Raw genomic sequence first — 22,656 nt, forward strand, 5'->3', positions numbered from 1 at the left:
AAGCCACAAATGGATAAAGGTTCTTACAGATGTTAAGAACAAAAAAGCTGTCTAGGGTTCCGTTTAACATACGTTAAAGACTGGTCCGAGAGAGAGCGATATGGCGCTATGCTGTATAACACGGAAGGATAAAAGCCTGGGAGACTACTCTCCCAAGCTTTTATCCTTTTTTTATTCTAAGGAGGTTATTTTATGAGTTATATCTGGAAGCAAACCATCCCAGCGGGCGGAAAATGGTCAGGACGAATTGGGAGAGGAAAATCAGTGGCGTTTACCGCACAAGAATCCGGTGCAAACGCATCCCTACTATTGTACAACGCTTATGATTTAACGGAACGATACAACATGCCTGATACCTTAAAAGCTCAGCATACTGCTCATTTAACAAAAGGACACGTTCTGATGAGTGACAACGGCAGAGCATTTGCAAGCATTACTGCTGACACCACCGGCTGGCATGATACCATTTCAGGCTATACTACGCGCAGCTTAACTCATCAAAAATACGGTGCATCTACTTATCAAGAATCCCGAAACGAATGGCGAAGGAATGGCGAAGAAAACTTCTCAATGGAGCTTCTGCGCAACGGTTTAACAACACGGGATTTAGTCCCTAATCTTAACTTATTTTCAAAAGTATACTGCGACGAAGAAGGCAATATGAATTTTGTTTCTTCTCATTGTAAAAAAGGAGATTTTATTACGCTTAGAACAGAGATGGATTTGCTTTTTCTACTGTCTAATACACCTAACCCCCTAGACCCGAGCGAAACGTATCCTTCTGTTCCGATTGAAATAACCGTAGATGAAGCAGCTCCTGTAAGCTCAGACGACTACTGTTTAAATTTTAGACCTGAAAATAAACGAGCGTTTGAAAACACATGGTCTTATGACCTATTGCTTGGAAATAAAACATTATCAACGATTTAAAAATGAAGGAGGCTTCTATAATGGCTTTATTTAATCGAGTGGAAAGCAGCAGAAAAATAGAGAACGCAATTTATGATGAAACGGTACTGGCTGGGGACGGCTGGATGCACGAACTTAAAGCAGGCCAAACTCTTAGAATAATAGATGTAGAAGGCAATCAAGCAGCGGATACGTTATTCTTTGATGCAGAAAATCCAGAAGATCATTACAGTGCAGTATCGACGATTGCTAATCAAGGAAATATTTATTTATCCACCGGCACGGTGCTGCTTTCTCAATCTGGCAAAGAACTAGTCAAAATTGTAGCTGACACGTGCGGACGCCACGATACCCTAGGCGGAGCTTGTTCCGCACAAAGCAACACCGTACGTTATGCACATGACACGCTTCCTATGCATAACTGCCGAGATACATTTATGCTGCAGCTATCAAAATATGATAGCCGCTACACTAAAAGAGATTTAGCACCGAACGTAAACTTTTTTATGAATGTACCCGTGACGCCAAGCGGCGGATTAACGTTTAATGACGGAGTGTCTGCACCTGGATACTATGTAGAAATGGAAGCGATCAATCCTACACTTGTATTGATCAGCAACTGCCCTCAGCTTAATAATCCGTGCAACGATTATAACCCTACCCCTATTCGCTTAGTTATTTGGGATTCATTATAAAAAGGAGTGTTCATCTATGTTTACAAAAGTATTAATTGCGAACCGAGGAGCAATTGCTGTTAGAATTGAGCGAACATTACGACATTTTGGAGTGAAATCTGTGGCTGTTTATACAGAAGCTGATCAAGACAGCCTGCACGTTGATGAAGCAGATGAAGCCATTTTAATTGGCAGCGGCCCGGTCAAAGAAAGTTATTTAAACGAAGACCTTATTCTGGATATCGCAAAGAAAACAGGAGCGGAAGCTATTCATCCAGGCTACGGTTTTTTAAGCGAAAACGCGGAATTTGCTCGTCGCTGTCGAGCTGAAGGAATTGTATTTATTGGTCCTACACCTCAGCAAATGGAAATATTCGGATTGAAACATTCAGCTCGGGAAATTGCGCAAAAAGCGGACGTGCCTTTGCTTCCTGGTACACCTCTTATTACAGATGTATCAGAAGCTGTACGTGCTGCTGAAGAGATTGGCTATCCCGTTATGTTAAAAAGTACAGCTGGCGGCGGCGGGATTGGAATGCGTGTTTGCCAGGATGAAAAAGCGCTTCAAGCCGCTTTTGACTCAGTTTGCCATTTAGCACAAACAAACTTTAAAAACAGCGGTGTTTTTTTAGAGAAATACATTCAAAAAGCTCGCCATGTGGAAGTTCAAATCTTCGGGAATTCTTTTGGAGAAGTAGTGGCTTTAGGAGAACGCGACTGCTCTATTCAGCGAAGAAATCAAAAAGTAATTGAAGAAAGTCCAGCTCCAAACTTCCCTTCATATATACGGAAAAATATGCTGCAAGCAGCTACTCGACTAGCTAAAGAAGTGGGATACCGAAGTGCAGGAACAGTAGAATTTTTATATGACGCCGAAGCGGAGAAGTTTTATTTTTTAGAAGTAAATACTCGTCTTCAAGTAGAACACGGCGTTACAGAAGAAGTGTTAAACATCGATTTAGTAGAATGGATGCTTAAAGAAGCATGCGATGAGCTGGTAAACCTTCCTTCTTTGCTTCCTATTCCTTCAGGTCACAGTATCCAAGCGCGTATTTATGCGGAAGATTGCTTAAATGATTTTCGTCCAAGCGGCGGGCAAATCGACCAAGCCATTTTCTCTAAAAGTGCTCGAGTTGAAACATGGGTGCGAGACGGCATTACTGTAACATCACTTTATGATCCTATGCTCGCTAAAATTATCGTTCATGGAAAAACACGAGAAGAAGCTCTTCTAAAATTGAGCGCTGCTTTAAAAGAGACAAGATTATACGGCGTTACTACTAATCTTCAATACTTGCAGGGACTGTTAGAAGAAAAAGCGTGTAAAACAGGCGATGTGTATACTCAAATGCTTAACTCATATACTCCGAGCGAACAAGCAATTGAAGTATTAGACGGCGGCGTTCAGTCCACTGTTCAAGATTACCCGGGACGCACCGGGCACTGGAATGTAGGAGTTCCTCCGTGCGGTCCAATGGATCCTTTTGCTTTTCGCATAGGAAACAAACTTCTCGGAAATTCACCGGATGCCCCGGGAATTGAAATGACTCTCCGAGGCGGCTCTTATAAATTTAGAGACAATGTATCTTTTTGTATTACCGGTGCTAACATGCAGGCTACATTAGACGGCGCTGAAATTCCCATGTATAAAACCATTCAAGCAAAGCCAGGGCAAATTCTTTCATTTGGTGAAGCAACCGAAGGAATGCGCACGTATTTACTGATTGGCGGCGGACTTGATATGCCTAAAATATTAGGCAGTTCTTCTACTTTTACACTAGGAAGTTTCGGAGGACACGGCGGAAGAGCACTTCGCACGGGAGATGTACTGCGTGTTTCTGACTACGCTCACGTTGAAAATGAACTTGCTCTTTCCTACCAGCCGACCATGTCTAAAGAATGGACAATCGGAGTGATTCCCGGCCCTCATTGTACAGAAGAGTTTTTGCAGCCAGAGTACTTGCAGCAGCTAACAGATACAAAATGGGAAGTTCATTTTAACAGCTCTAGAACAGGCGTTAGGTTAATAGGTCCCGCTCCTTTTTGGACCCGTGAAGATGGAGGAGAAGCCGGTTTGCATCCATCAAATATTCATGACAACGCCTATGCCATCGGCACCTTAGACTTAACCGGAGATATGCCTATTTTACTTGGCCCAGACGGCCCGAGCCTTGGCGGCTTTGTTTGCCCTGTTACGACTGCTTCAGCAGAGTTTTGGAAAATAGGACAGCTTCATCCCGGAGATAAAATTTCGTTTAAATTAATTGACCTTGAACAAGCTGAAAAACTGAAATGTACGCAGGAAGACTTTTTACAGCATATCGGAACATCTGCATCACTTCCTGTGCTTACAAATCCAGTAGCACAGCCGCTCAAAAGCGATTATCCGCTGCTGATTAACGAAACGGAAAATAGACGCTTCCCATTTTCCGTCCGCTGCTCAGGCGATGCAAATATACTTGTGGAGTACGGAGAAATGGAGCTTGATCTGCTGCTTCGCTTCCAAGTGCATGCTTTAATGGAAGCTATTCAAAAGCATAAGGATTTACCAGTTCTAGATTTAACGCCTGGTATCCGTTCTCTTCAAATTCATATTGATGCAACAAAGATGTCTATTCTTGAACTGTGTCAGCACATTTCAGCTATTGATCGCGCGCTTCCTCCTCTTGAAGAAATGGAAGTTCCGTCTCGCATTGTAAAACTTCCGCTTTCATGGGATGATCCTGCGACTCAATTGGCTATTGAACGCTATCAGCAAAACGTTCGTCCAGATGCCCCCTGGTGTCCAAGCAATCTAGAGTTTATTCGCCGAGTAAACGGTCTGGATCACATTGAAGATGTGAAACGAGTTGTATTTGACGCTAATTATCTTGTAATGGGGCTTGGAGATGTATATTTAGGCGCGCCTGTTGCTACGCCTCTAGACCCTCGTCACCGTTTAGTGACAACGAAATATAATCCCGCTCGTACATGGACGCCTGAAAATGCAGTTGGTATTGGCGGTGCGTATATGTGCGTATACGGAATGGAAGGTCCTGGGGGCTATCAATTTGTGGGACGCACGATTCAAATGTGGAACCGACTTCGTCAAACGGAAAGTTTTGAAGCAGGAAAACCGTGGCTTCTTCGTTTCTTTGATCAAATTCAATTTTACCCAGTAGAAGCAGATGAGCTTTTAAAACTGCGCGAAGATTTTCTTCGCGGGAGATTTGAAGCAGATATTACGGAGACAACGTTTAAACTTGGAGAATATTTAGATTTTCTTTCATCTATTGAAGAAAGCACGGCTGCTTTTCGTCAAACCCAGCAGGCTGCTTTTCAAACAGAACGAGAAGATTGGAAAGCACTCGGCTTAGCTGAGTACGTCTCTGAACATGAAACAGCTGAAATTACGGAACAAGAGCTGCCTGAAGGTACGGAGGCCGCCCGCTGTACAATGCCGGGAAGCGTATGGAAAGTTCTTGTTGAAGAAGGACAAAAAGTTAAAAAAGGCGATACGTTAATTATCGAAGAAAGCATGAAAATGGAGTTTCCACAGCTAGCACCTATGGATGGATATATCAGTTCTATTCATGTAAAACCCGGCGATGAAGTACAGGCTGGACAGCTGATTGCCGGTATAAAAGCCTTTTCTCCAATTACTCATTAAGGACGGTGGATACAATGAAAACAGTTAGTTTGCCTAAAACATTTTCGGTTCAATGGTTACGTGATATGTATATCAAAAAAGAATTAACTCCGGAAGATGTAGTACATCAAATTCTTACGCGTGTAGAAGCTGACAAAGATATGAACATTTGGATTACCCCTCCTACACTCGGTGAGTTAAAACCTTATCTCGATCGCTTAGCTACCCTAAGCCCTGAAGCGTTACCTTTATGGGGAATTCCATTCGCCGTTAAAGATAATATTGATATAGCACATGTACCAACGACAGCCGGATGTAAAGAATATACGTATATCCCTTCTGCACATGCTACGGTTGTTCAACGTCTTACTGATGCAGGTGCTATTCCTCTTGGAAAGACCAACTTGGATCAATTTGCTACAGGGCTGGTCGGTACACGAAGCCCGTACGGCGAAACGCACAATGCGTTAAAGTCCGAGCTCATTAGCGGCGGATCGAGCTCAGGGTCAGCTGTATCCGTAGCTCGCGGGCATGCTGCTTTTTCTTTAGGCACCGATACAGCAGGTTCAGGACGCGTCCCAGCCGGTTTAAACCGTTTAATTGGCTATAAACCTTCTCTCGGAGCGTGGCCATCTGCAGGTGTAGTTCCGGCGTGTAAAAGCTTAGACTGCGTCACTGCTTTTGCTCATGAATGGAGTGACGTACTGCTTGTAGATTCTATTATTAGAGGGGTAGACGATCAAGATCCATGGTCACGCTCTGTTGTTCGGGCTTCTTCGGCTCTCCCTGAAAAAATTTGTATGGTAAAAGAACCGCTCTCATTTTACGGACCGTTTGCTGAGCAGTACGAGGAAGCTTGGAAGCAAGCAGTGAAAAAGATTGAAGGTTTATCTATTCCCATTGAATACATTGACGGCTCGTATTTAAGCGAAGCAGCTGCTTTATTGTATGACGGCCCATACGTAGCGGAGCGCTGGGCTGACTTAGGAGAATTTATTACTTCTCATGAAGAAACAGCATTTCCTGTAACCGAGCAAGTCCTTCGTTCAGGAGCTAAATCAGAATATGATGCTGCTGCTTTATTTCAAGCTTCACATAAGCTTCAATCCTTTAAACATAAAGCATATCATCAGCTTAAAAATGCTGTTCTTGTTATGCCGACAGCAGGCGGAACGTGGACGCGGGAACAAGTAAGAGAAAATCCAATTGAAACAAACAGTGACATGGGGCGTTTTACAAACCATTGTAACTTGCTCGACTTATGCGCTGTCTCTCTTCCATCTCAAGATGCAGATCTTGATTTACCGTTTGGCATTTCATTTTTCTCTACATTTGACGGCGAACAATTCATTTGCGGGCTTAGCGAATTATTTTTAAATGGTGAACGAACGGTTGATTCAAGAAAAGATACAACCTTAGTAGCTGTTTGCGGTTTGCATATGCGCGGGTTTCCACTTGAATTTCAAATGCTTGAACACGGAGCTTCATTCGTACGAAAAGACCAAACCGCTCCTTATTACCAGCTTTTTAAACTGCCTACTTCTCCAGCAAAACCGGGGCTGTTGCGAACACATCAACAAGGAGAAAAAATTGAAGTTGAAATTTGGGAAATGCCTTTATCACTGTTCGGCTCTTTTACCGATTCTATCCCTTCTCCTCTCGGACTAGGCAAAATCACTCTTGAAGACGGCAGTGAAGTAGCGGGTTTTCTTTGTGAAGCTCATGCGACAGAAGATGCGGAGGATATTACGTCTTATAGAAGCTGGCGGGCTGTTTATAGTTGAATAAAAGAGCCGCCTCTAAGTCAGGGTTTCGACTTAGAGGCGGCTCTTTTGAGTTATAAAAACCTTACTATAAAAGCGCTCTTATTTTAAGGAATCACTTATTTGGTCCGGTCTTTTTTATGTACTTTTTCTCTTTTTCATCCACCAGCCTGCACCAACTATCACTCCGATTATAAGAATAACAAATATTAAACGGTCTACATCATGCAAATATTTTTGGATTTTTTCAATATCTCCAAGTCCTCCTACATAGAGCAAAAAAACAAACCATGGAAAAATACCTAATGTGCTGTATAAAACAAAGTCCTTAGATTTAATTTTACTAAGGCCTGCCAAATAGGTTATATAGTTTGCGATACTGATGGGCCGAGAAATCGTAATACTCCATTTTCCATACTTATGAAACCACTTTTGGGCACGCTTTATATTTTTTTCACCAAACCAGCGCTTGGTAATAGATTCAAACCTGTATCCCATCACGAACGGAATATAGTTGAATGCGATATAAATAACGGTATTGACAGCTGAAACCATAAGGATTTTCCATATTGAGAGCTGCAGAACCGAGCCAATGAGCAAAATCGATAACGTACACGGAAAAGGAATTGCCGCAGCTTCGATTGCTGTAGCAATAAAGATGCCCACTATGCCTAAATTTTGTACAAAATCAATAAACCCTTGCACCTTTTTTCTCCTTTCAATCACACAAGTTTCACGTTCTTTCATCATAACTCAAACTATTCAAAATTTCACGATTTCAAAGCAATTTTACTAGTAAAAAAAGCTCATACGCACCCGTTTGCTATATTTGATTATCTTCTATCATATGCAGTTCATAAATGAAGTAACGCAAAAAAAGAAAATAGCAGAAAAAAACTCTTTTATTAGTTGTAATAAAAGAGTCTTTTCTGTCCTGTTATTATTTAATTTTAGCAATGATTTTCCCTTTCACATGTCGTTTTGAAAGCTCTTCTAATGCACTTGGCACCTCTTTTAACAAGATGATGCGCTCAATCATAGGAGCTACTTTCTTCTCTGCTACTAATGCTAAAAGCTCATCTCCCATTTTTGCTAAATCCGCTTGCGCCATCATGTCATCAATGTGGTGTGCAGCATTTAAAGCTACTTCATGATAAGAAATCACCTTTGTAAAAGGCTTTACTTTTGTATAATCAGGTGCACCAGCAATATGTGCTAAATGTCCTCTATAGGCAATCATATCTAAAGAATCCGTTGCGTTCTTTGCGCTCACCGTATCAAGCACAGCATCTACGCCGCGGCCATTTGTCAGCTCCAATACTTTTTCCACGACGTTTTCCTCGCGATAATCAATTACATAATCAGCTCCTAACGACTTCACATACTCATGATTATGTGCTGAAGCTGTTGAGAAAACGGTTTTTCCAGCGTTTTTAGCAAGCTGCACGCCAAAGCCCCCTACGCCTCCAGCTCCTCCGTGAATTAAGATGGTTTGAATATGGTTCATTGGAAGTTTACGAAATAGTGCTTCATACGCCGTGTAACCTGCAGTAGGCAAAGCAGCAGCTTCTTCAAATGTAACAGCATCAGGAATGCGCGAAATTGAATGAGCAGTTGTGACCGCATATTCAGCATATCCGCCTTTTTTCATAAAGTCCCCGTGATAGACAACGCGGTCTCCTTTTTTCCAGTCAACTACTCCTTCTCCAACTTCATCAATTGTCCCAGCTACATCCAAACCTAGAATGTGAGGATATGTCCAATGAGGATTTCCATTAGTAGCCGTTTTATAATCCACTGGATTAAGTCCCACTGCGTGAACTTCAACTACTACTTCCCCTTTATTTGGAAGAGGTTTTTCTATTTCTTCTACTTTCATTTCTGTCCATTTATTTTTATCTTGCAATAATAATGCTTTCACAGTCTAACTCTCCTTTTTAAATCATTTGCTTAGCGTTACTTTTATTATTTTATCTAAAAATGATTTGCTTACTATTTTTATTTTAAAGAGAGCTTGTCTATAATACAAATTAGAAAATAAATAGATATCCATAAATAAATTTATAAGAAAGGATAGCATAAATGATTGATTTTGAATGGTATCGCAGCTTTATTAGCATTTACAAATATCGATCCGTTTCTGAAGCAGCCAGAGCGAGGATCTTAACACAGCCGGCCATGAGTCAGCACTTAGCTGCTTTAGAAGCTGAAATAGGCGAAGGTTTATTTATCCGTGCACCAAGAAAGATGATTCCAACAGAAAAAGGTAAAGAACTGTACACGCGTATTGTCCCGTTAATTGAAAGTCTAGAAGCTGCTTCAATTGAATTAAAAATGACCGCTTCATCTCCCGACGCGCTGCCGGTCGTAAAAATTGGTTCTCCCGTAGAGTATTTTACCGAACAAGCTTTAGAAAGAATAAAAGATGCAGGTATCCGCTGCTACAGCCAGTTTGGTATTGCTTCTGTTTTACTTGAAAAGATACAAAGCGACGAAATTGATATTGCGATTACAACCCAAAGATTGCAAATACCAGGAGTCGAATATACGGTCATTGAAGAAGAAGAGTTTGTCTTAACCGTCCCTCCTTCTTTTGAAATGACACCCAATGAAGACATAGAGGATTTTTTATACAATCAGCGGTGGATTAGCTATGGCCTTGAACTTCCTATTATCAGGCGTTTTTGGCGACAGCATTTTAAAAAACGGCCTGAAATTCAGCCTCATCATGTGATTCCAAATCTTCAAACGGTGTTAAAAGCCATTCAGCATCACATGGGAATCAGCCTGCTTCCCCGCTATTTGATTCAAGAAGCGCTCCAAGAAAAAAAGGTGAAAATCGAACTTGAACATTTAGCGGTAAAAAATCAGATCTTTCTTGCTTATAAACTTAAGCATCGAGATCATCCAGTCATTCAAAAAACGATACGCTCGTTAAAAAAAGAAACGAACCACTAATCAAACATCTTGATTAATGGTTCGTTTTTCACCTCGTCTAAAATCATTTTGTCCCAGTCTCTTCTTTTTTTGACAGCTGCTGTGCTGAATCTACTCCTACGAGATCTAAAAAGAAAATAAAAATAGGAATACCAAGAATCAGCCCCCATACGCCCAAGAAATGTTCACCAAATACTAAAATGATAAACGTAATGAATGTTGGCAAGTTTGTTTTAGATGACATAAGCTTTGGATTTAATACATAGCTTTCAAGTGCGTGAAGTACTACCACCATAATTAACACAGATAGTACTTTTACACCGCCTCCTAAACTGTAAGCGATTGTACAAAGCGGAATGAGTGAAACAAATACCCCAAGAACCGGCACTAGCCCTAGTAGAAAGACCATAACGCCAAGCGCAAGCAAATTAGGAAACCCTAACACCCACAGGGCAATAACGGATAAAATGCTGTTCACAAAAGCGATAATAAACTGAACTTCTATTACCTTGCCGAAGGAATTAACAAATTTTCTCCCCAAATAGCCAGCTTCTTTGAAAAACCAGCCCAGCCTAGATTGTTCCAGTTGGACAAATAATCGGTGAATCCGCGACTTTTCAAGTAAAAAGAATAGGCTTAACAAGAGTGCTAAGAAAACTTGTGCACTTACTTTTCCAATATTAGATAAATAGCTGTATACTAAATCAATATTCTGCTGAATATTTTCTGGTGATTTAAATCTCTTTAGATTATCGATAATATAGGTGACGAATGTATTATCAGGGGGGTGCTTGTAAAAATACATCAGCTTCTGTACAAGCTCAGTAACTTGCGTCATAATAACCGGGATATATACATATCCTACAATACCGAGAGCACCAATCAGTGCGATATAGATGACGATGAGTATAAGCGTTGAATTAAGCGGAAGCTTTCTTCTTAACGTTTGTTGAAGACGACCAATTAAAAAGGTAAAAATAAACGTAAATAACAGCAGCTGAAGCATACTTCTAATGCTGACAAGTAAAACTGTAATAATAATAAGCGTAATGATGCGAACAGTAAGTTTGTTGTGAAGCCAACTTCTTGCAATATTCATGAAACCTTCAATTCTCCTATCTCTCTTTTTCCCAAGTCATTTGTATACATATAAATAAAACGGATACGCTAGACGCTCATATCCGCTTTCGCTATATATAGTGTATCATTTAATATTCAAATTTTACTATATTTCGGTGCTTTTTAGTATGTCTTTATTTTCTCTCCGCTATTCTTTTTCATTTTCCCATACATTATGATAAATTAGCTTGTCTAAATCCCTTCTTTTTTCCCAGTTAGCTTGTTCTAAGATTGGTTTCTCAGGGTATTTATCTGTATAGCCAATTGACATGAGCGCTACAGGATCAATATGAGGAGGAATATGTAAAATGTCACGTACATCATTTTTTTTATAAAAACTTACCCATCCCATTGCCAGTCCTTCTGCATATGAAGCAAGCCACATATTTTGAATCGCACACGCAGTTGACATCATATCAGTTTCTGGAATTGAGTTTCTTCCGAGAACATGAGAGCCCCCTCTTGTTGGATCACACGTTACGCAAATAGTTAACGGCGCTTCTTTTAATCCTTGAATCTTTAGCTCTAAAAAATCTTCTTTCTTTTCACCTTCATAATGAATAGCCAGTGCTCTTCTCTCTTTATCTGCTGCCCAGGCAAGTTTATTTTTCACTTCTGTATCAGATACTAATATAAAATTCCAAGGCTGCATAAACCCGACGGAAGGTCCGCTGTGAGCAGCCTGTAGAATGTTATAAACCGTTTCATTCGGAATCTCATCAGACAAAAATGTGCGTACATCTCTTCTTCCGTAAATCGCTTTGTATACCGCTTGCTTTTCGTCGTTTGTAAACGAATTCATCTTTTTCAACCTCCATTAAACTCTTTTTTTAACTATTTTTCTAAAAAAACATTAAAAAAATGTGATCCAAACTTTATGTTTTCTCGTATTACTATATGAATCTATCATAAAGGAGGTTGCAAACATGTTCAACGACGTTTTAATGAACTTATTTAACGCGGTAAGCAGCATCATTAACACAATTGGATAATTTGATTGTACATATTGAGTAAGAGAGGAGGCATATTACATGCTAAACGAGGTACTTATGAACTTTTTTAACGCAGTAAGCAGCATCATCAACACAATCGGATAAAAAAAGCACAAAGAAAAGGGTAACTGCCATTACCACCGTCTTTATGCTTGACTAGTTCAAAATCATATATTTTACAATAAAAAGAACTCTTTGATTAGGAGTTCTTTTTACTTATCCTAACATGTTCCTTTTTATTTGTATATATGCCTTGCTATTTCAACAGATTCACTTATATGTTGCAAGCATACACGTAGGTCTGCAGCTCGTAGTGCAGTTCTTTTAAGTCTTCAGCTGCTTGAGTCAATAACTTCTTTCGCTGAGCTGTATACACATCTAGAATCGCTCTTTCTACTTTTACCTTTTCTTCATATAAAATATCTAACTTATCTTCATTTCCTTCAAGGGAAATAGGCTTTAACATAGCAAATTGATAAATGGGTTGTCCATAATCCAATTTTGTTAAAATAGAACCTACTAATACATCCTGCGAGCATTCATATACGAAGTTTAACAGCGTACTTAATTCTTCTAGACGAGAAATATCCAGCTCTGCATTTTCATTGATCACAGTCCCTATATATTGAAAGCACTCTTCTTCTAACTCATTGTAAATAGTTGTGATGCGGTGCAGTACTTCATTCAACTTCATAAAGTTCCCCCTTCACACACGCTTCTTGATACAACCATATGACAAAACTTGGTGTTTTATACTAACGAAAAAGCGAGGAATATAAACCTCGCTTTTCCTTTTTATCGATACATACTGGCAATGTCTTCAATAAACATAAGCGGTTCTTCTTCTGTTAGTTGTTTAATTGGAGAATAATCCTCTCCACCAAAACTTTGATCTATGTCTTCAATAAACGAAGAAACTTCTTCTGACTCTTCACGATTAGCCGGCACTTCGTATTTCTGTAATTCTGTACGGTGCACGACGGATAAAATATGGCGAGGAAATTGCTGCTTCGTTTTTCCAAAACAGTATACCGGCTTGTGTTTCAAAAAGCGTTCTACTTCCTCTTGCCGGTTATAAATGCTTCCATGATCACCCCAAGCTACCACAACTAGTTCAGCATCTTCCACAGCCTTTTGAATATATTCACCTGTTCTTGTTCCAACAGCTTCTTCTTTTGAAAGCATGCGTAAAAACGAAACATGATCGGTTTGATAGCTGAATAAATAAACGATTTCTAAAACTCCAAATCCCCACTTTTGCGCCAGTTCTATGCATTTGGATACAGCTGTATCATCGCTGTATTCATACGTATTTTCTGGAAAGGACAAGATAAACGTAAGTTTACGTTCGTTTACTTCACTCCATTTGCATAATAGAGAATATTTGTATGTGCCTGTTTCATCAAAAATAACTTCTTTTTTCACTGCTTCCATCCCCCTGCCTTCTTACAATCTTGTTACTTATCTATTGCAAATGAGCTAAGCAGTAATCGTAACCTTGACTGTTAAAAGTTTTATTTTATATGTATTTCAAAATCATGCCTTCATGACAACTTTTCTGCCATTTTTTCAAAAAGCATTTTTTTCTTCTATACATGCTTTTTACAGCTAGTGAACATTCACATATACATCTTTCCTCTTTTCGGACCTCCAGTCAAAATAGATAAAATCAAAAGAATGGTCTATAATAAAGAAATAACCAATGAACTTTTCACTCATGTTTTTGACCGTTACGGATTTTTTCTCAGCAGGTATGTTCAAAACTGATCCTCTGAGAAAATAGAAGATAAATTTGTGTAAAGAAAGGATTTTGTAAATGGCTACTACACACACATTTACAAGAGGAGAAGAAATTGCAAATGCGATTACACACGGCGTTGGAGCCGTACTCAGCATTGTGGGATTAACGCTTTTAATCGTACTTTCTTCGTTAGAAGGAACGCCTTGGCATGTTATCAGTTTTACTATTTACGGAGTAACCATGCTGCTTCTCTATGTCTCCTCTACGCTTGTCCATAGCTTTCCGGAAGGTAAGGTAAAAGATCTTTTTGAGATATTTGACCACTCTTCTATTTACTTGTTTATTGCCGGTACGTACACTCCATTTTTATTTATCGCAGTAAAAGGAACCACCGGCTGGACACTTTTTGGAATTGTATGGGGCATCGCTCTTGCAGGAATTGTATTCAAAGCTTTTTTTGTGAAGAAATTCCTTTTTATTTCCACCATTCTTTACGTATTTATGGGATGGATGATTGTGTTTGCGTGGGATTCGTTAACTCAAAACATTGCCCATCAAGGAATTGTCCTTCTTGTAGTTGGAGGCGTGTTGTATACAATCGGAGCCGTTTTTTACGTATGGCGAGGATTTCGTTTTCACCATATGATTTGGCATATGTTTGTTCTTGGCGGAACCGTACTTCACTTTTTAGCAATCATTTTATATGTATTGCCTATAACCAATTAAAAAAGGGCCAGAAGGCCCTTTTTTAATTGGTTATAGAATTTCTTACCACAGTTTTGCCATTTGAGTCACAAGCGTATAGACTCCTAGCACAGCCATAATAACGACCACAAAACCGCCAAAAACGGTAAGCCAAGTCGGATGCTTGTAATCCCCTACTATCTTCTTTTTATACGCCGCTATAAGCATTGTACCGAGTGTAATAGGTAAGATTAACCCATTTAATGCTCCAGCTAAAATGAGCAGCGTGACCGGCTGACCAATCGTTAAGAAAACCAGGGTTGAAATCGTAATAAATGCAATGATAATCCAGTTTTCATATTTCTCAATCCTTTTGCTGAAGGATTTAATAAAGGAAACCGATGTATATGCCGAACCAATAACTGAAGTGATAGCCGCTGCTGCCATGACGACACCGAATAATTTATAGCCAATATCCCCTGCGGCTAACTGAAAAACAGAGGCTGGTGGATTATCGGGATTCAGTTTTAACCCTTGACTCAACACACCTAATGTCGCCAAAAATAGAAAAATCCGAATGATCGAAGCGATCGTAATGCCGGATACTGCTCCTCTTGTTACTTCCGGAATCGCGGCTTTTCCTTTGATTCCTGCATCTAATAAACGGTGACCTCCTGCAAATGTAATATATCCTCCTACCGTTCCTCCTACAAGAGTAACAATCGCCATTACGTCAATGTGATCCGGCCAAAATGTTTTAGATACCGCTTCTCCTACTGGCGGAGCGGAAGAAACCGCAACATACACCATTAAAATAATTAATATTCCGCCCATTAATTGAGCAAAACGATCCATTAATTTTCCGGCTTCTTTGACTAAAAAGATGGCAATAGAAACAATGGCTGTAATGACTGCACCAACTTTAGGAGAAATACCAAATAGCGCATTGAAGCCAAGACCCGCTCCTCCTACATTTCCAATATTAAATGCTAAGCCTCCGATTACAATTAAAATAGCAATAAATAAACCGAGACCTGGGAAAACACTGTTAGCAATATCCTGTGCTCTTTTTTCTGAGACGGCAATAATACGCCATACGTTTAGCTGAACGCCAATGTCTAATAAAATCGACAGTAAAATGACAAAACCAAAACTTGCGGCGAGAGCTTGTGTAAAGACCGTTGTTTGAGTTAAAAAACCTGGACCCACTGCTGAAGTAGCCATTAAAAATGCTGCTCCGAGGAGCACGCTCCAGTTGCGTTCTTTTTTCATGATGTCACCTCATTGTGGTTGAATAATGATTTGTTCTTCTTTTAGCTTGTCACAAATAGCTTTGGCAAATTCAACAGCATGTGCACCGTCTCCATGAATACAGACGGTATCTGCCTGAATCGGAATCTCTTCATTTTGCACAGTGAATACTTTCTTTTCTTTGACCATTTTAATTACTTGAGAAATAGCTGCTTCCTCATCTTGAATCACGGCGTTTTCAACGTTTCTCGGCGTCAGCATGCCGTTCTGTTGATAGGTTCGATCTGCAAATACTTCCTGAGACGTAAGCAAGCCGATTTCGTTTCCAGCTTTAATCGATTCACTTCCAGCAAGACCATATAGAATAGCTTCCTCACTAACATTATAAACAGCTTCAGCAATAGCTTTAGCTATATCTCGATCCCCTGCAGCCATATTATATAAAGCGCCATGAGGTTTCACATGATGAAGGGCCCCTCCTTCTGCACGTATAAAAGCTGAAAGAGCCCCCATTTGATACACCATCAAATCATAAGCTTCTCGAGGCGTAATTTTCATATATCTACGTCCAAATCCAGCTAAATCTTGCAATCCGGGGTGCGCGCCGATCGCCACATTTTCACTCAAAGCCAGCTTTACTGTTTCTCTCATAACAGAAGGATCTCCGGCATGAAAGCCACAGGCAATGTTTGCTGACGTTACATAGCGTAAAATTTCTTTATCATTTCCTAAGCTATAGTTCCCAAAGCTCTCCCCTAAGTCACAGTTCAAATCAACGGTAGCCATTTTCTTCCCCCTTATATTTTCATTCGAAGTGCTCTTTTAATATGATTGATTTTCTTTTCCTGCTCCATATATAAATGCTGCGCTTCATCCAGTGAAACGAATTGAAAAGAAACCTTTTGCCCTGGAGAAACTTGTGCCAGCGCCGAAAAATCGGCAGTTGCTACCTGCCCGATTCTAGGGTATCCTCCTGTCGTTTGATGATCTGCTAATAAAACAATGGGCTGTCCTTCTTTTGGTACTTGAATTGTACCAAACGTCACAGCGCTAGAAAGCAGTTCCTTTTCCTGCTGAAGGACTAGTTTCTTCCCTTTTAGCCTATAGCCCATTCGGTCAGATTGCGGCGTAACGTCAAATTCTTGATTAAAGAAATGTTGTTGACTTTCTTTCGTAAACCAATCAAATTCCGCACCTTTCATTGTGCGGATAATAGGCGTCTCGTATGAAGGAAGAAGTTTAGGATGAATGGTCCAAAAAGCCTGCTGAAAAGAGCGGTCCGTTTGCTTTTTCACCAGTTTCTTTATAATTGCTTCCCCTATTTCTGTAGGAGGATGGCTTAATACTTCGTCTCCTGACTGTAATGCTTTACCGTGTAGCCCTCCTATCCGAGCGCGAAGCGAAGTAGATGTACTTCCCATAACTGCAGGAACGTTAAAGGCACCGGAAACCGATAAATAAGAACGGCAACCTAAAGTCGGAACACCAAACTGCAGCACGCTCCCTTTTTTCACATATAAAGGCCGCCACATCTTTACGGCTTCATCATTAACAGTTGGCGATAAATTCCCTCCTGTCAGGGCAATTAAAGCATCTTGCTGAAATTCAATTTTTGGTCCCATTAACGTAATTTCAATAACCGGCTGATTTTCTTGATTTCCTACTAATAAGTTGGCAATCCTTAAAGCAACTTTGTCCATTGCCCCGCTGACAATCATGCCGTCCTTTTGATATCCATGTCTGCCGATATCTTGAATCGTTGTTAATAAACCAGGACGCATCACTTTAATACTCATCTTCATCCACCTCCTTTTGTGCTTCATATTCCGTTTCAGAAATGGAAACAAATCGGATACGATCACCTGCTTGAAGTAAGCTTGGCGAGCCTTTTTCTGGGTTAAATAGTGTAAGAGGAGTACGCCCGATTAACTGCCATCCTCCAGGTGTTTCAATTGGGTACACGCCGGTTTGCATTCCTGCGATGCCAACTGACCCTTTTGGGATGCTGTTTCTCGGTGATTCTTTCCTTGGAGTCGCAATTTTTTCACTCATCCCTCCTAAATAAGGAAAACCAGGAGCAAAGCCTATCATATACACCAAATATTCTCCGTTTGTATGAATGGAGATAACTTCATCAGGCGTTAATGAATGAAAAGCAGCTACTCTCTCTAAGTCCGGGCCGTACTTTCCTCCGTAACACACCGGAATGTCAATTTGTCTAGCGACCGCTTCAGATTTTTCTTCCTGGTGGAAAAGCAGTTCTTCAATATATGTAGATATTGCTGTGTAAGGATTTCTTCTTCCTTTTTCACTCATTATCCAAGGATCATAATAGATTGTAACCGTCGTAAAAGCCGGCACATATTCAATCATTCCCTTACATAATGATTGCTCTAGCACTTCAGTAAATTGCTGAATACGTTTATGTATACCGAAATTAATTTCGTCTCCAAATGAAACGACAATGCCGCTATCACCAAGAGGATAAAGTCGATAATCGTTACTCATTCCGTCTCCTCCTTTTTACTTAGTATTGTTTGAGCAGCTCCCTTTAATGCTGTAGTTAGACAGTTTTATTAGAATTACTAATGAAGTTATCATTTTCAAATAACATTTTCTTATATATCTAATAAAAAAAAGATCAATAAATCTGTATACCGTATGAATAACATTATACAAATATAAAATAATCTTATGTTCTACTAAAACAAACTCTAAATAAAAATTCAACCTTTTTAGAATTTTATCGTCAAAAGGATCACGTTTTTTCAGTTTTCCCCATAAGAAAACTGCTTTGTTTTTTATACCAAAGCAGTTTTTTGTAAACATCTACAAAAAGGAAAAACTCATGGGCAGTGAACCATTATATACCTCTGCGAGCAAAATCCACAAAACGAAACTTATCAAGACGATGACGTGATTCCGTATACTGAAAAAGGCTTGCATCTTCTAGATACACATAGTTTCTTACTACCACAATATGTTCATAATCTTTCAAATCTAAGTAACATTTATCTTCGTCCGTCAGCTCGTCAACGGAAATTTCTTTTTTAGCAAAGCTGATTTTCAGCCCAAGATCTTTTTCTAAGTATTCATAAATAGAGCCTTTGCATATGTCTTTTGTGAGGTGAGGAACATATTTTTTATGAAAAAAATCTTTATCTAAAATAATTTTTTCTCCATCGATTTCACGTGCTCGAACTACTTTCCATATGAGATCTTTTTTCGTTGCGCCAAGCTGTGTGCACAAATCTTGATCAGCCTTGATTAATTCAAACTCTTTTACAATAGTAGTCGACGTATGTCCTAGCTTTTCCGCGACTTCTTTGAAGCTAACAAGTCCTGATACTGGAAAATCAAAGCGTGATACGTCTAATACAAAAGAACCTTTTCCTTTCATTTTTTGAATGTACCCATTTTGCGAGAGTAAATTTAACGCTTTCCGTATCGTTTCACGAGACGTTTGATACTGTTCAACAAGCTCATTTTCAGAAGGAAGTTTTGTATTAGGACGCCAGTCACCGCGTTTAATTTTATCGACTAACTGTTCGTAAATGCTGATAAATTTATTTTCTTTCAATTGCCATCACCTATTTTACTTTCTATATATACCCAATTGTATAAAAAGAACGATAGATTGTCACCCATCGTTCTTTTCACTTTTTCTCTATTTTTTTAAATGATACACGATTGATTCATACGGCCGAAGTAAGACTCGCTTGAATTCCTTTGGTGAATCTTCGTAGTTAGACAGCAATATTTCACTATGATATCCTTCAAAAGTTAGATTTTCTGGCAGTTCAAAGGCTGTTTCGCTGCCGTAGAAATTGTTTATCACGAGCAGCTTTTCATCTGCTCCATTTCGGATATAAGCGAAAATCTGCTCGTCTTCTCCAAGAATCAATTCATAGTTTCCATAGGTGATAATCTCGTACTGCTTGCGCAGTGCAATAAGCTTTTGATAAAAATAAAAGATTGAATCTTTATCCTCTAACGCTTTTTCTACATTAATTTTACGGTAGTTATCGGCCGGATGAATCCATGGCTTTCCTTTTGTAAAACCTGCATTCGGCTTATCGTTCCATTGCACCGGTGTACGGGAATTATCTCTTGATTTATGTTTTAAAATTTCCAAAATTTCATTTTCGTCCATTCCTTGTGCACGTTTTATTTCATACACATTTAATGACTCCACATCTCTATATTCATCAATAGAGGAAAACTTCGGGTTTGTCATACCTATTTCTTCGCCTTGATAAATATAAGGCGTTCCCTGCATCAAATGAATCGTTGTAGCGAGCATTTTAGCAGATTTATTATGATAGAGTTCGTCGTCTCCATAGCGTGAAACAACGCGAGGCTGATCATGGTTGCACCAAAATAATGCATTCCATCCCCCACCTTTATTCATTTCCGTTTGCCAAGTTGATAGAATCTCTTTTAATTTAATAAAATCAAAATCTGCTAGGGCCCACTTTTCTCCATTCGGGTAATCGACTTTCAAATGATGAAAATTAAACGTCATACTAAGCTCGCGTCGGTCCGGATGAGAGTACTGAATACAGTGGTCAACGGTTGTGGACGACATTTCTCCAACGGTCATACTATCATATTTTGAAAAAACTTCTTGATTCATTTCCCGCATATATTCGTGCACGCGAGGACCGTCGGTGTAGAATTTCCGGCCATCTCCTGGTGCAACGGAACCGTCATCATCTAAAAAACGCTGATCTTTTGAAATTAAATTAATAACGTCCAGACGAAATCCATCTACTCCTTTTTCAAACCAAAACGTCATCATATCATACACGCTGCGGCGCACACGCTCGTTTTCCCAGTTCAAATCCGCTTGCGTAACATCAAACAAATGCAGATACGATTGTTCTGTGAGGTTATCATGCTCCCACGCGGATCCCCCAAATTTTGAAACCCAATTCGTCGGAGCACTTCCATCTTCTTTTTGATCTTTCCAAATATAAAAATCTCGGTACGGGTTATCTTTCGATTTTTTAGCTTCTTGAAACCATTCATGTTCAGTTGATGTATGATTAACGACAATATCCATGATGACTTTAAGACCCCGCTTATGCGCTTCTGTTACTAAAAGATCAAAATCCTCCATTGTTCCGTATTCTTCTTGAATAACAAAATAATCACTTATATCATATCCATTATCCCGCTGCGGTGATTTATAAATTGGCGTTAGCCACAGAACATCTACCCCGAGCTTTTTCAAATAATCTAGCTTTTCAATAATGCCAGCTATATCACCCACGCCGTTTCCAGTCGTATCATAAAAACTTTTTGGATAAATTTGATAAACAACCGATTTTTTCCACCAAGGTTCTTGCATCTTTAACACCACCATTTAATTCTTAGAATTATGTTGAAATGAGTCTGTACCCGCGACCGTTGATGTAACGGTTGATTTTTTCTGAAGCTTTCCGAGCGTTAACGTTAAAAGAAACGGCACAACGATTACGATGACCATTCCAATAATAAAAGGCGGCCAGCTCTGTGGAACAATTGATAACGGAGCTGGTATACCCCCAATTCCTACCGACGCTGCTTTCACTCCGGCTACAGATATGACAACACCGGCAATAGCTGAACCAATCACTGCAGAAATAAAAGCAAATCTAAAACGCAAATTCACACCAAACATTGCAGGTTCCGTAATGCCAAGCCACGCTGAAATCCCTGACGTTAAAGATAATCCTTTTAATTTCTCATCATCTTTTGAAAGAACCATTATCGCGAAAGCCGCAGAGCCCTGTGCAATATTCGATAATGCTACCATTGGCCATAAGAACGTACTCCCTACGCTTCCAATCAGCTGTAAATCTACGGCCAAAAATGTATGGTGCATCCCTGTAATAACAAGAGGAGCGTATAAACCTCCATATACAAGCCCTCCAATAAATGGAGCCGTTTTAAACAGCCATACAACTGCATCTGTAATAACATTTCCTATTGCAAATGTAATTGGACCAATTACAATAAAAGCGAGAAACCCTGTTACTAAAAGAGCTACAGGTGCTACAATCAAAAGTTGAAATCCATCCGGTATGCGTTTTCGTAAGAATAATTCGATTTTTGCCAAGACGAATGAAGCGACTAGTACGGGTAAAACCTGTCCTTGATAGCCTACTTTCTCAACATGCAGGCCAAATAAATTCCACGTATCGATACTTCCTTTTTTTAATGCTTCTCCGTAAGACCAAGCATTTAGCAAGTCAGGATGTACAAGCATGAGCCCAAGGACAATTCCAAATAAAGGACTTCCTCCAAAACGCGTAACAGCTGACCACCCAATAAGAGCTGGCAAAAAGGCAAAAGCCGTATTCGCAATTAAATTAATCATGCTTGCGAAGTCTTTCCACTGTGTATGAACATCTACGATTGATTTATCATCGTAAAAAATTCCGGCTCCTGTTAGTACATTATTGATTCCCATCAATAAACCCGCGGTTACGATGGCCGGTAAAATAGGAATAAAAATGTCAGCTAATGTTTTTATTGCGCGCTGCAGCGGATTTAAGTTTTTAGCCGCTTCGTTTTTCACTTCTTCTTTTGATAGCTCGCCTATACCTGTAAGCGCCACCATTTCTTTATATACTTTATCCACCGTGCCTTGACCAATGACAACTTGAAACTGGCCGTTTGTAGAAAAAGATCCTTTTACTAATTCGTGCTCATCTAGCATACGTTGATTGACTTTACCTTCATCTTTTAAAACAAGTCGAAGGCGCGTTACACAGTGCGTTGCAGCAGAGATATTTTCTTTTCCGCCAACGGCTTCTACAATGCGTTCAACAGATTCTCGATTCATGTCTTTTCCCCCTTGTTTCCGCTTTCATTTCACTCCTATATCTCCTATCCCCCATATAAATCTCACCACAAACCTGTATATACAAGTTTTATATTTTTATTCTAACCTGTATATACAAGTTCGTCA

At 39.7% G+C, this 22,656-nt stretch carries 19 protein-coding genes and 1 riboswitch; of the genes, 6 read left to right on the forward strand and 13 right to left on the reverse strand.

Going from position 1 to position 22,656, the window contains the following annotated elements; translation table 11 throughout:
- The first annotated feature begins 40 nt into the window (after nt 1–40).
- Nucleotides 41–145: riboswitch (guanidine-I (ykkC/yxkD leader) on the forward strand.
- A gap of 47 nt (nt 146–192) precedes the next feature.
- Genes ACH6EI_RS19595 through atzF form a run of 4 tightly spaced genes read left to right on the forward strand, consistent with a single transcriptional unit; the run spans nt 193 to nt 6,995 of the window.
- Nucleotides 193–930: an urea amidolyase associated protein UAAP1 gene (locus ACH6EI_RS19595; RefSeq protein ID WP_108674424.1), complete on the forward strand. Its 738-nt coding sequence runs from the start codon at nt 193–195 to the stop codon at nt 928–930.
- 20 nt (nt 931–950) lie between these two features.
- Nucleotides 951–1,604, forward strand: a complete 654-nt coding sequence (locus ACH6EI_RS19600; protein WP_049163078.1) for an urea amidolyase associated protein UAAP2 — start codon at nt 951–953, stop codon at nt 1,602–1,604.
- 16 nt (nt 1,605–1,620) lie between these two features.
- Nucleotides 1,621–5,232 carry an urea carboxylase gene (gene uca, locus ACH6EI_RS19605; RefSeq protein WP_108674423.1) on the forward strand — a complete coding sequence of 1,204 codons (3,612 nt, stop codon included), beginning with the start codon at nt 1,621–1,623 and terminating at the stop codon, nt 5,230–5,232.
- Nucleotides 5,233–5,246: 14 nt separating this feature from the next.
- On the forward strand, nt 5,247–6,995 hold the full coding sequence (gene atzF, locus ACH6EI_RS19610; protein ID WP_108674422.1) for an allophanate hydrolase: 1,749 nt from the start codon (nt 5,247–5,249) through the stop codon (nt 6,993–6,995).
- A gap of 117 nt (nt 6,996–7,112) precedes the next feature.
- Here atzF and ACH6EI_RS19615 read toward each other — a convergent pair whose 3' ends face one another.
- Both ACH6EI_RS19615 and ACH6EI_RS19620 read right to left on the reverse strand, forming a co-directional pair.
- A complete protein-coding gene (locus ACH6EI_RS19615; protein WP_223546326.1) occupies nt 7,113–7,679 on the reverse strand; it encodes a DedA family protein in 567 nt (188 codons plus the stop codon).
- Nucleotides 7,680–7,914: 235 nt separating this feature from the next.
- On the reverse strand, nt 7,915–8,895 hold the full coding sequence (locus ACH6EI_RS19620) for a zinc-binding dehydrogenase (RefSeq protein ID WP_108674420.1): 981 nt from the start codon (nt 8,893–8,895) through the stop codon (nt 7,915–7,917).
- A gap of 161 nt (nt 8,896–9,056) precedes the next feature.
- Here ACH6EI_RS19620 and ACH6EI_RS19625 point away from each other — a divergent pair, with 161 nt between their 5' ends.
- Nucleotides 9,057–9,932 (forward strand): LysR family transcriptional regulator, encoded by an 876-nt coding sequence (locus tag ACH6EI_RS19625; protein WP_028412217.1) that lies wholly within the window; start codon nt 9,057–9,059, stop codon nt 9,930–9,932.
- Between the two features lie 43 nt (nt 9,933–9,975).
- On the opposite strand, the gene ACH6EI_RS19630 is transcribed toward ACH6EI_RS19625, so the two are convergent.
- The 4 genes from ACH6EI_RS19630 to ACH6EI_RS19645 form a co-directional block, all read right to left on the reverse strand.
- Nucleotides 9,976–11,010 (reverse strand): AI-2E family transporter, encoded by a 1,035-nt coding sequence (locus ACH6EI_RS19630; protein WP_028412216.1) that lies wholly within the window; start codon nt 11,008–11,010, stop codon nt 9,976–9,978.
- Nucleotides 11,011–11,178: 168 nt separating this feature from the next.
- A complete protein-coding gene (gene bluB, locus ACH6EI_RS19635) occupies nt 11,179–11,832 on the reverse strand; it encodes a 5,6-dimethylbenzimidazole synthase (RefSeq protein ID WP_013055676.1) in 654 nt (217 codons plus the stop codon).
- 464 nt (nt 11,833–12,296) lie between these two features.
- Nucleotides 12,297–12,716 carry a hypothetical protein gene (locus ACH6EI_RS19640; RefSeq protein WP_016763238.1) on the reverse strand — a complete coding sequence of 140 codons (420 nt, stop codon included), beginning with the start codon at nt 12,714–12,716 and terminating at the stop codon, nt 12,297–12,299.
- Nucleotides 12,717–12,817: 101 nt separating this feature from the next.
- Complete coding sequence (locus ACH6EI_RS19645; RefSeq protein WP_217916040.1) at nt 12,818–13,456, reverse strand: DUF1643 domain-containing protein; 639 nt, start codon at nt 13,454–13,456, stop codon at nt 12,818–12,820.
- A gap of 382 nt (nt 13,457–13,838) precedes the next feature.
- Between ACH6EI_RS19645 and trhA the strand changes: the two genes are divergently transcribed.
- On the forward strand, nt 13,839–14,489 hold the full coding sequence (gene trhA / locus ACH6EI_RS19650) for a PAQR family membrane homeostasis protein TrhA (protein WP_013055671.1): 651 nt from the start codon (nt 13,839–13,841) through the stop codon (nt 14,487–14,489).
- Between the two features lie 42 nt (nt 14,490–14,531).
- Here the strand turns inward: trhA and ACH6EI_RS19655 are convergent, their stop codons facing one another.
- From ACH6EI_RS19655 to treP, 7 genes are all read right to left on the reverse strand, one after another.
- Nucleotides 14,532–15,719: an NRAMP family divalent metal transporter gene (locus tag ACH6EI_RS19655; RefSeq protein ID WP_108674419.1), complete on the reverse strand. Its 1,188-nt coding sequence runs from the start codon at nt 15,717–15,719 to the stop codon at nt 14,532–14,534.
- Nucleotides 15,720–15,728: 9 nt separating this feature from the next.
- On the reverse strand, nt 15,729–16,484 hold the full coding sequence (locus ACH6EI_RS19660; protein WP_108674418.1) for a LamB/YcsF family protein: 756 nt from the start codon (nt 16,482–16,484) through the stop codon (nt 15,729–15,731).
- A gap of 11 nt (nt 16,485–16,495) precedes the next feature.
- A complete protein-coding gene (locus ACH6EI_RS19665) occupies nt 16,496–17,494 on the reverse strand; it encodes a 5-oxoprolinase subunit C family protein (RefSeq protein WP_108674417.1) in 999 nt (332 codons plus the stop codon).
- Nucleotides 17,484–18,206 carry a 5-oxoprolinase subunit PxpB gene (gene pxpB / locus ACH6EI_RS19670; RefSeq protein WP_108674416.1) on the reverse strand — a complete coding sequence of 241 codons (723 nt, stop codon included), beginning with the start codon at nt 18,204–18,206 and terminating at the stop codon, nt 17,484–17,486. Before pxpB ends, ACH6EI_RS19665 begins: the two co-directional genes overlap by 11 nt.
- A gap of 355 nt (nt 18,207–18,561) precedes the next feature.
- Complete coding sequence (gene treR / locus ACH6EI_RS19675) at nt 18,562–19,278, reverse strand: trehalose operon repressor (RefSeq protein ID WP_028412210.1); 717 nt, start codon at nt 19,276–19,278, stop codon at nt 18,562–18,564.
- 87 nt (nt 19,279–19,365) lie between these two features.
- Nucleotides 19,366–21,051, reverse strand: a complete 1,686-nt coding sequence (gene treC / locus ACH6EI_RS19680; RefSeq protein WP_098626032.1) for an alpha,alpha-phosphotrehalase — start codon at nt 21,049–21,051, stop codon at nt 19,366–19,368.
- 15 nt (nt 21,052–21,066) lie between these two features.
- Nucleotides 21,067–22,530 carry a PTS system trehalose-specific EIIBC component gene (gene treP, locus ACH6EI_RS19685; protein ID WP_098113732.1) on the reverse strand — a complete coding sequence of 488 codons (1,464 nt, stop codon included), beginning with the start codon at nt 22,528–22,530 and terminating at the stop codon, nt 21,067–21,069.
- Between the last annotated feature and the right edge of the window lie 126 nt (nt 22,531–22,656).

The organism is Priestia sp. JSM ZJ58, assembly GCF_044383985.1.
Classification (GTDB): Bacteria; Bacillota; Bacilli; order Bacillales; family Bacillaceae_H; genus Priestia; species Priestia zanthoxyli.

Coding starts and splice junctions, on each gene's coding strand:
- atzF (WP_108674422.1), top strand. CDS start 5,247: ATGAAAACAGTTAGTTTGCCTAAAACATTTTCGGTTCAATGGTTACGT.
- uca (WP_108674423.1), top strand. CDS start 1,621: ATGTTTACAAAAGTATTAATTGCGAACCGAGGAGCAATTGCTGTTAGA.
- pxpB (WP_108674416.1), bottom strand. CDS start 18,206: ATGAGTAACGATTATCGACTTTATCCTCTTGGTGATAGCGGCATTGTC.
- ACH6EI_RS19625 (WP_028412217.1), top strand. CDS start 9,057: ATGATTGATTTTGAATGGTATCGCAGCTTTATTAGCATTTACAAATAT.
- ACH6EI_RS19640 (WP_016763238.1), bottom strand. CDS start 12,716: ATGAAGTTGAATGAAGTACTGCACCGCATCACAACTATTTACAATGAG.
- ACH6EI_RS19645 (WP_217916040.1), bottom strand. CDS start 13,456: ATGGAAGCAGTGAAAAAAGAAGTTATTTTTGATGAAACAGGCACATAC.
- treC (WP_098626032.1), bottom strand. CDS start 21,051: ATGCAAGAACCTTGGTGGAAAAAATCGGTTGTTTATCAAATTTATCCA.
- ACH6EI_RS19660 (WP_108674418.1), bottom strand. CDS start 16,484: ATGGCTACCGTTGATTTGAACTGTGACTTAGGGGAGAGCTTTGGGAAC.
- ACH6EI_RS19630 (WP_028412216.1), bottom strand. CDS start 11,010: ATGAATATTGCAAGAAGTTGGCTTCACAACAAACTTACTGTTCGCATC.
- bluB (WP_013055676.1), bottom strand. CDS start 11,832: ATGAATTCGTTTACAAACGACGAAAAGCAAGCGGTATACAAAGCGATT.
- treP (WP_098113732.1), bottom strand. CDS start 22,530: ATGAATCGAGAATCTGTTGAACGCATTGTAGAAGCCGTTGGCGGAAAA.
- ACH6EI_RS19665 (WP_108674417.1), bottom strand. CDS start 17,494: ATGAGTATTAAAGTGATGCGTCCTGGTTTATTAACAACGATTCAAGAT.
- ACH6EI_RS19600 (WP_049163078.1), top strand. CDS start 951: ATGGCTTTATTTAATCGAGTGGAAAGCAGCAGAAAAATAGAGAACGCA.
- trhA (WP_013055671.1), top strand. CDS start 13,839: ATGGCTACTACACACACATTTACAAGAGGAGAAGAAATTGCAAATGCG.
- ACH6EI_RS19655 (WP_108674419.1), bottom strand. CDS start 15,719: ATGAAAAAAGAACGCAACTGGAGCGTGCTCCTCGGAGCAGCATTTTTA.
- ACH6EI_RS19595 (WP_108674424.1), top strand. CDS start 193: ATGAGTTATATCTGGAAGCAAACCATCCCAGCGGGCGGAAAATGGTCA.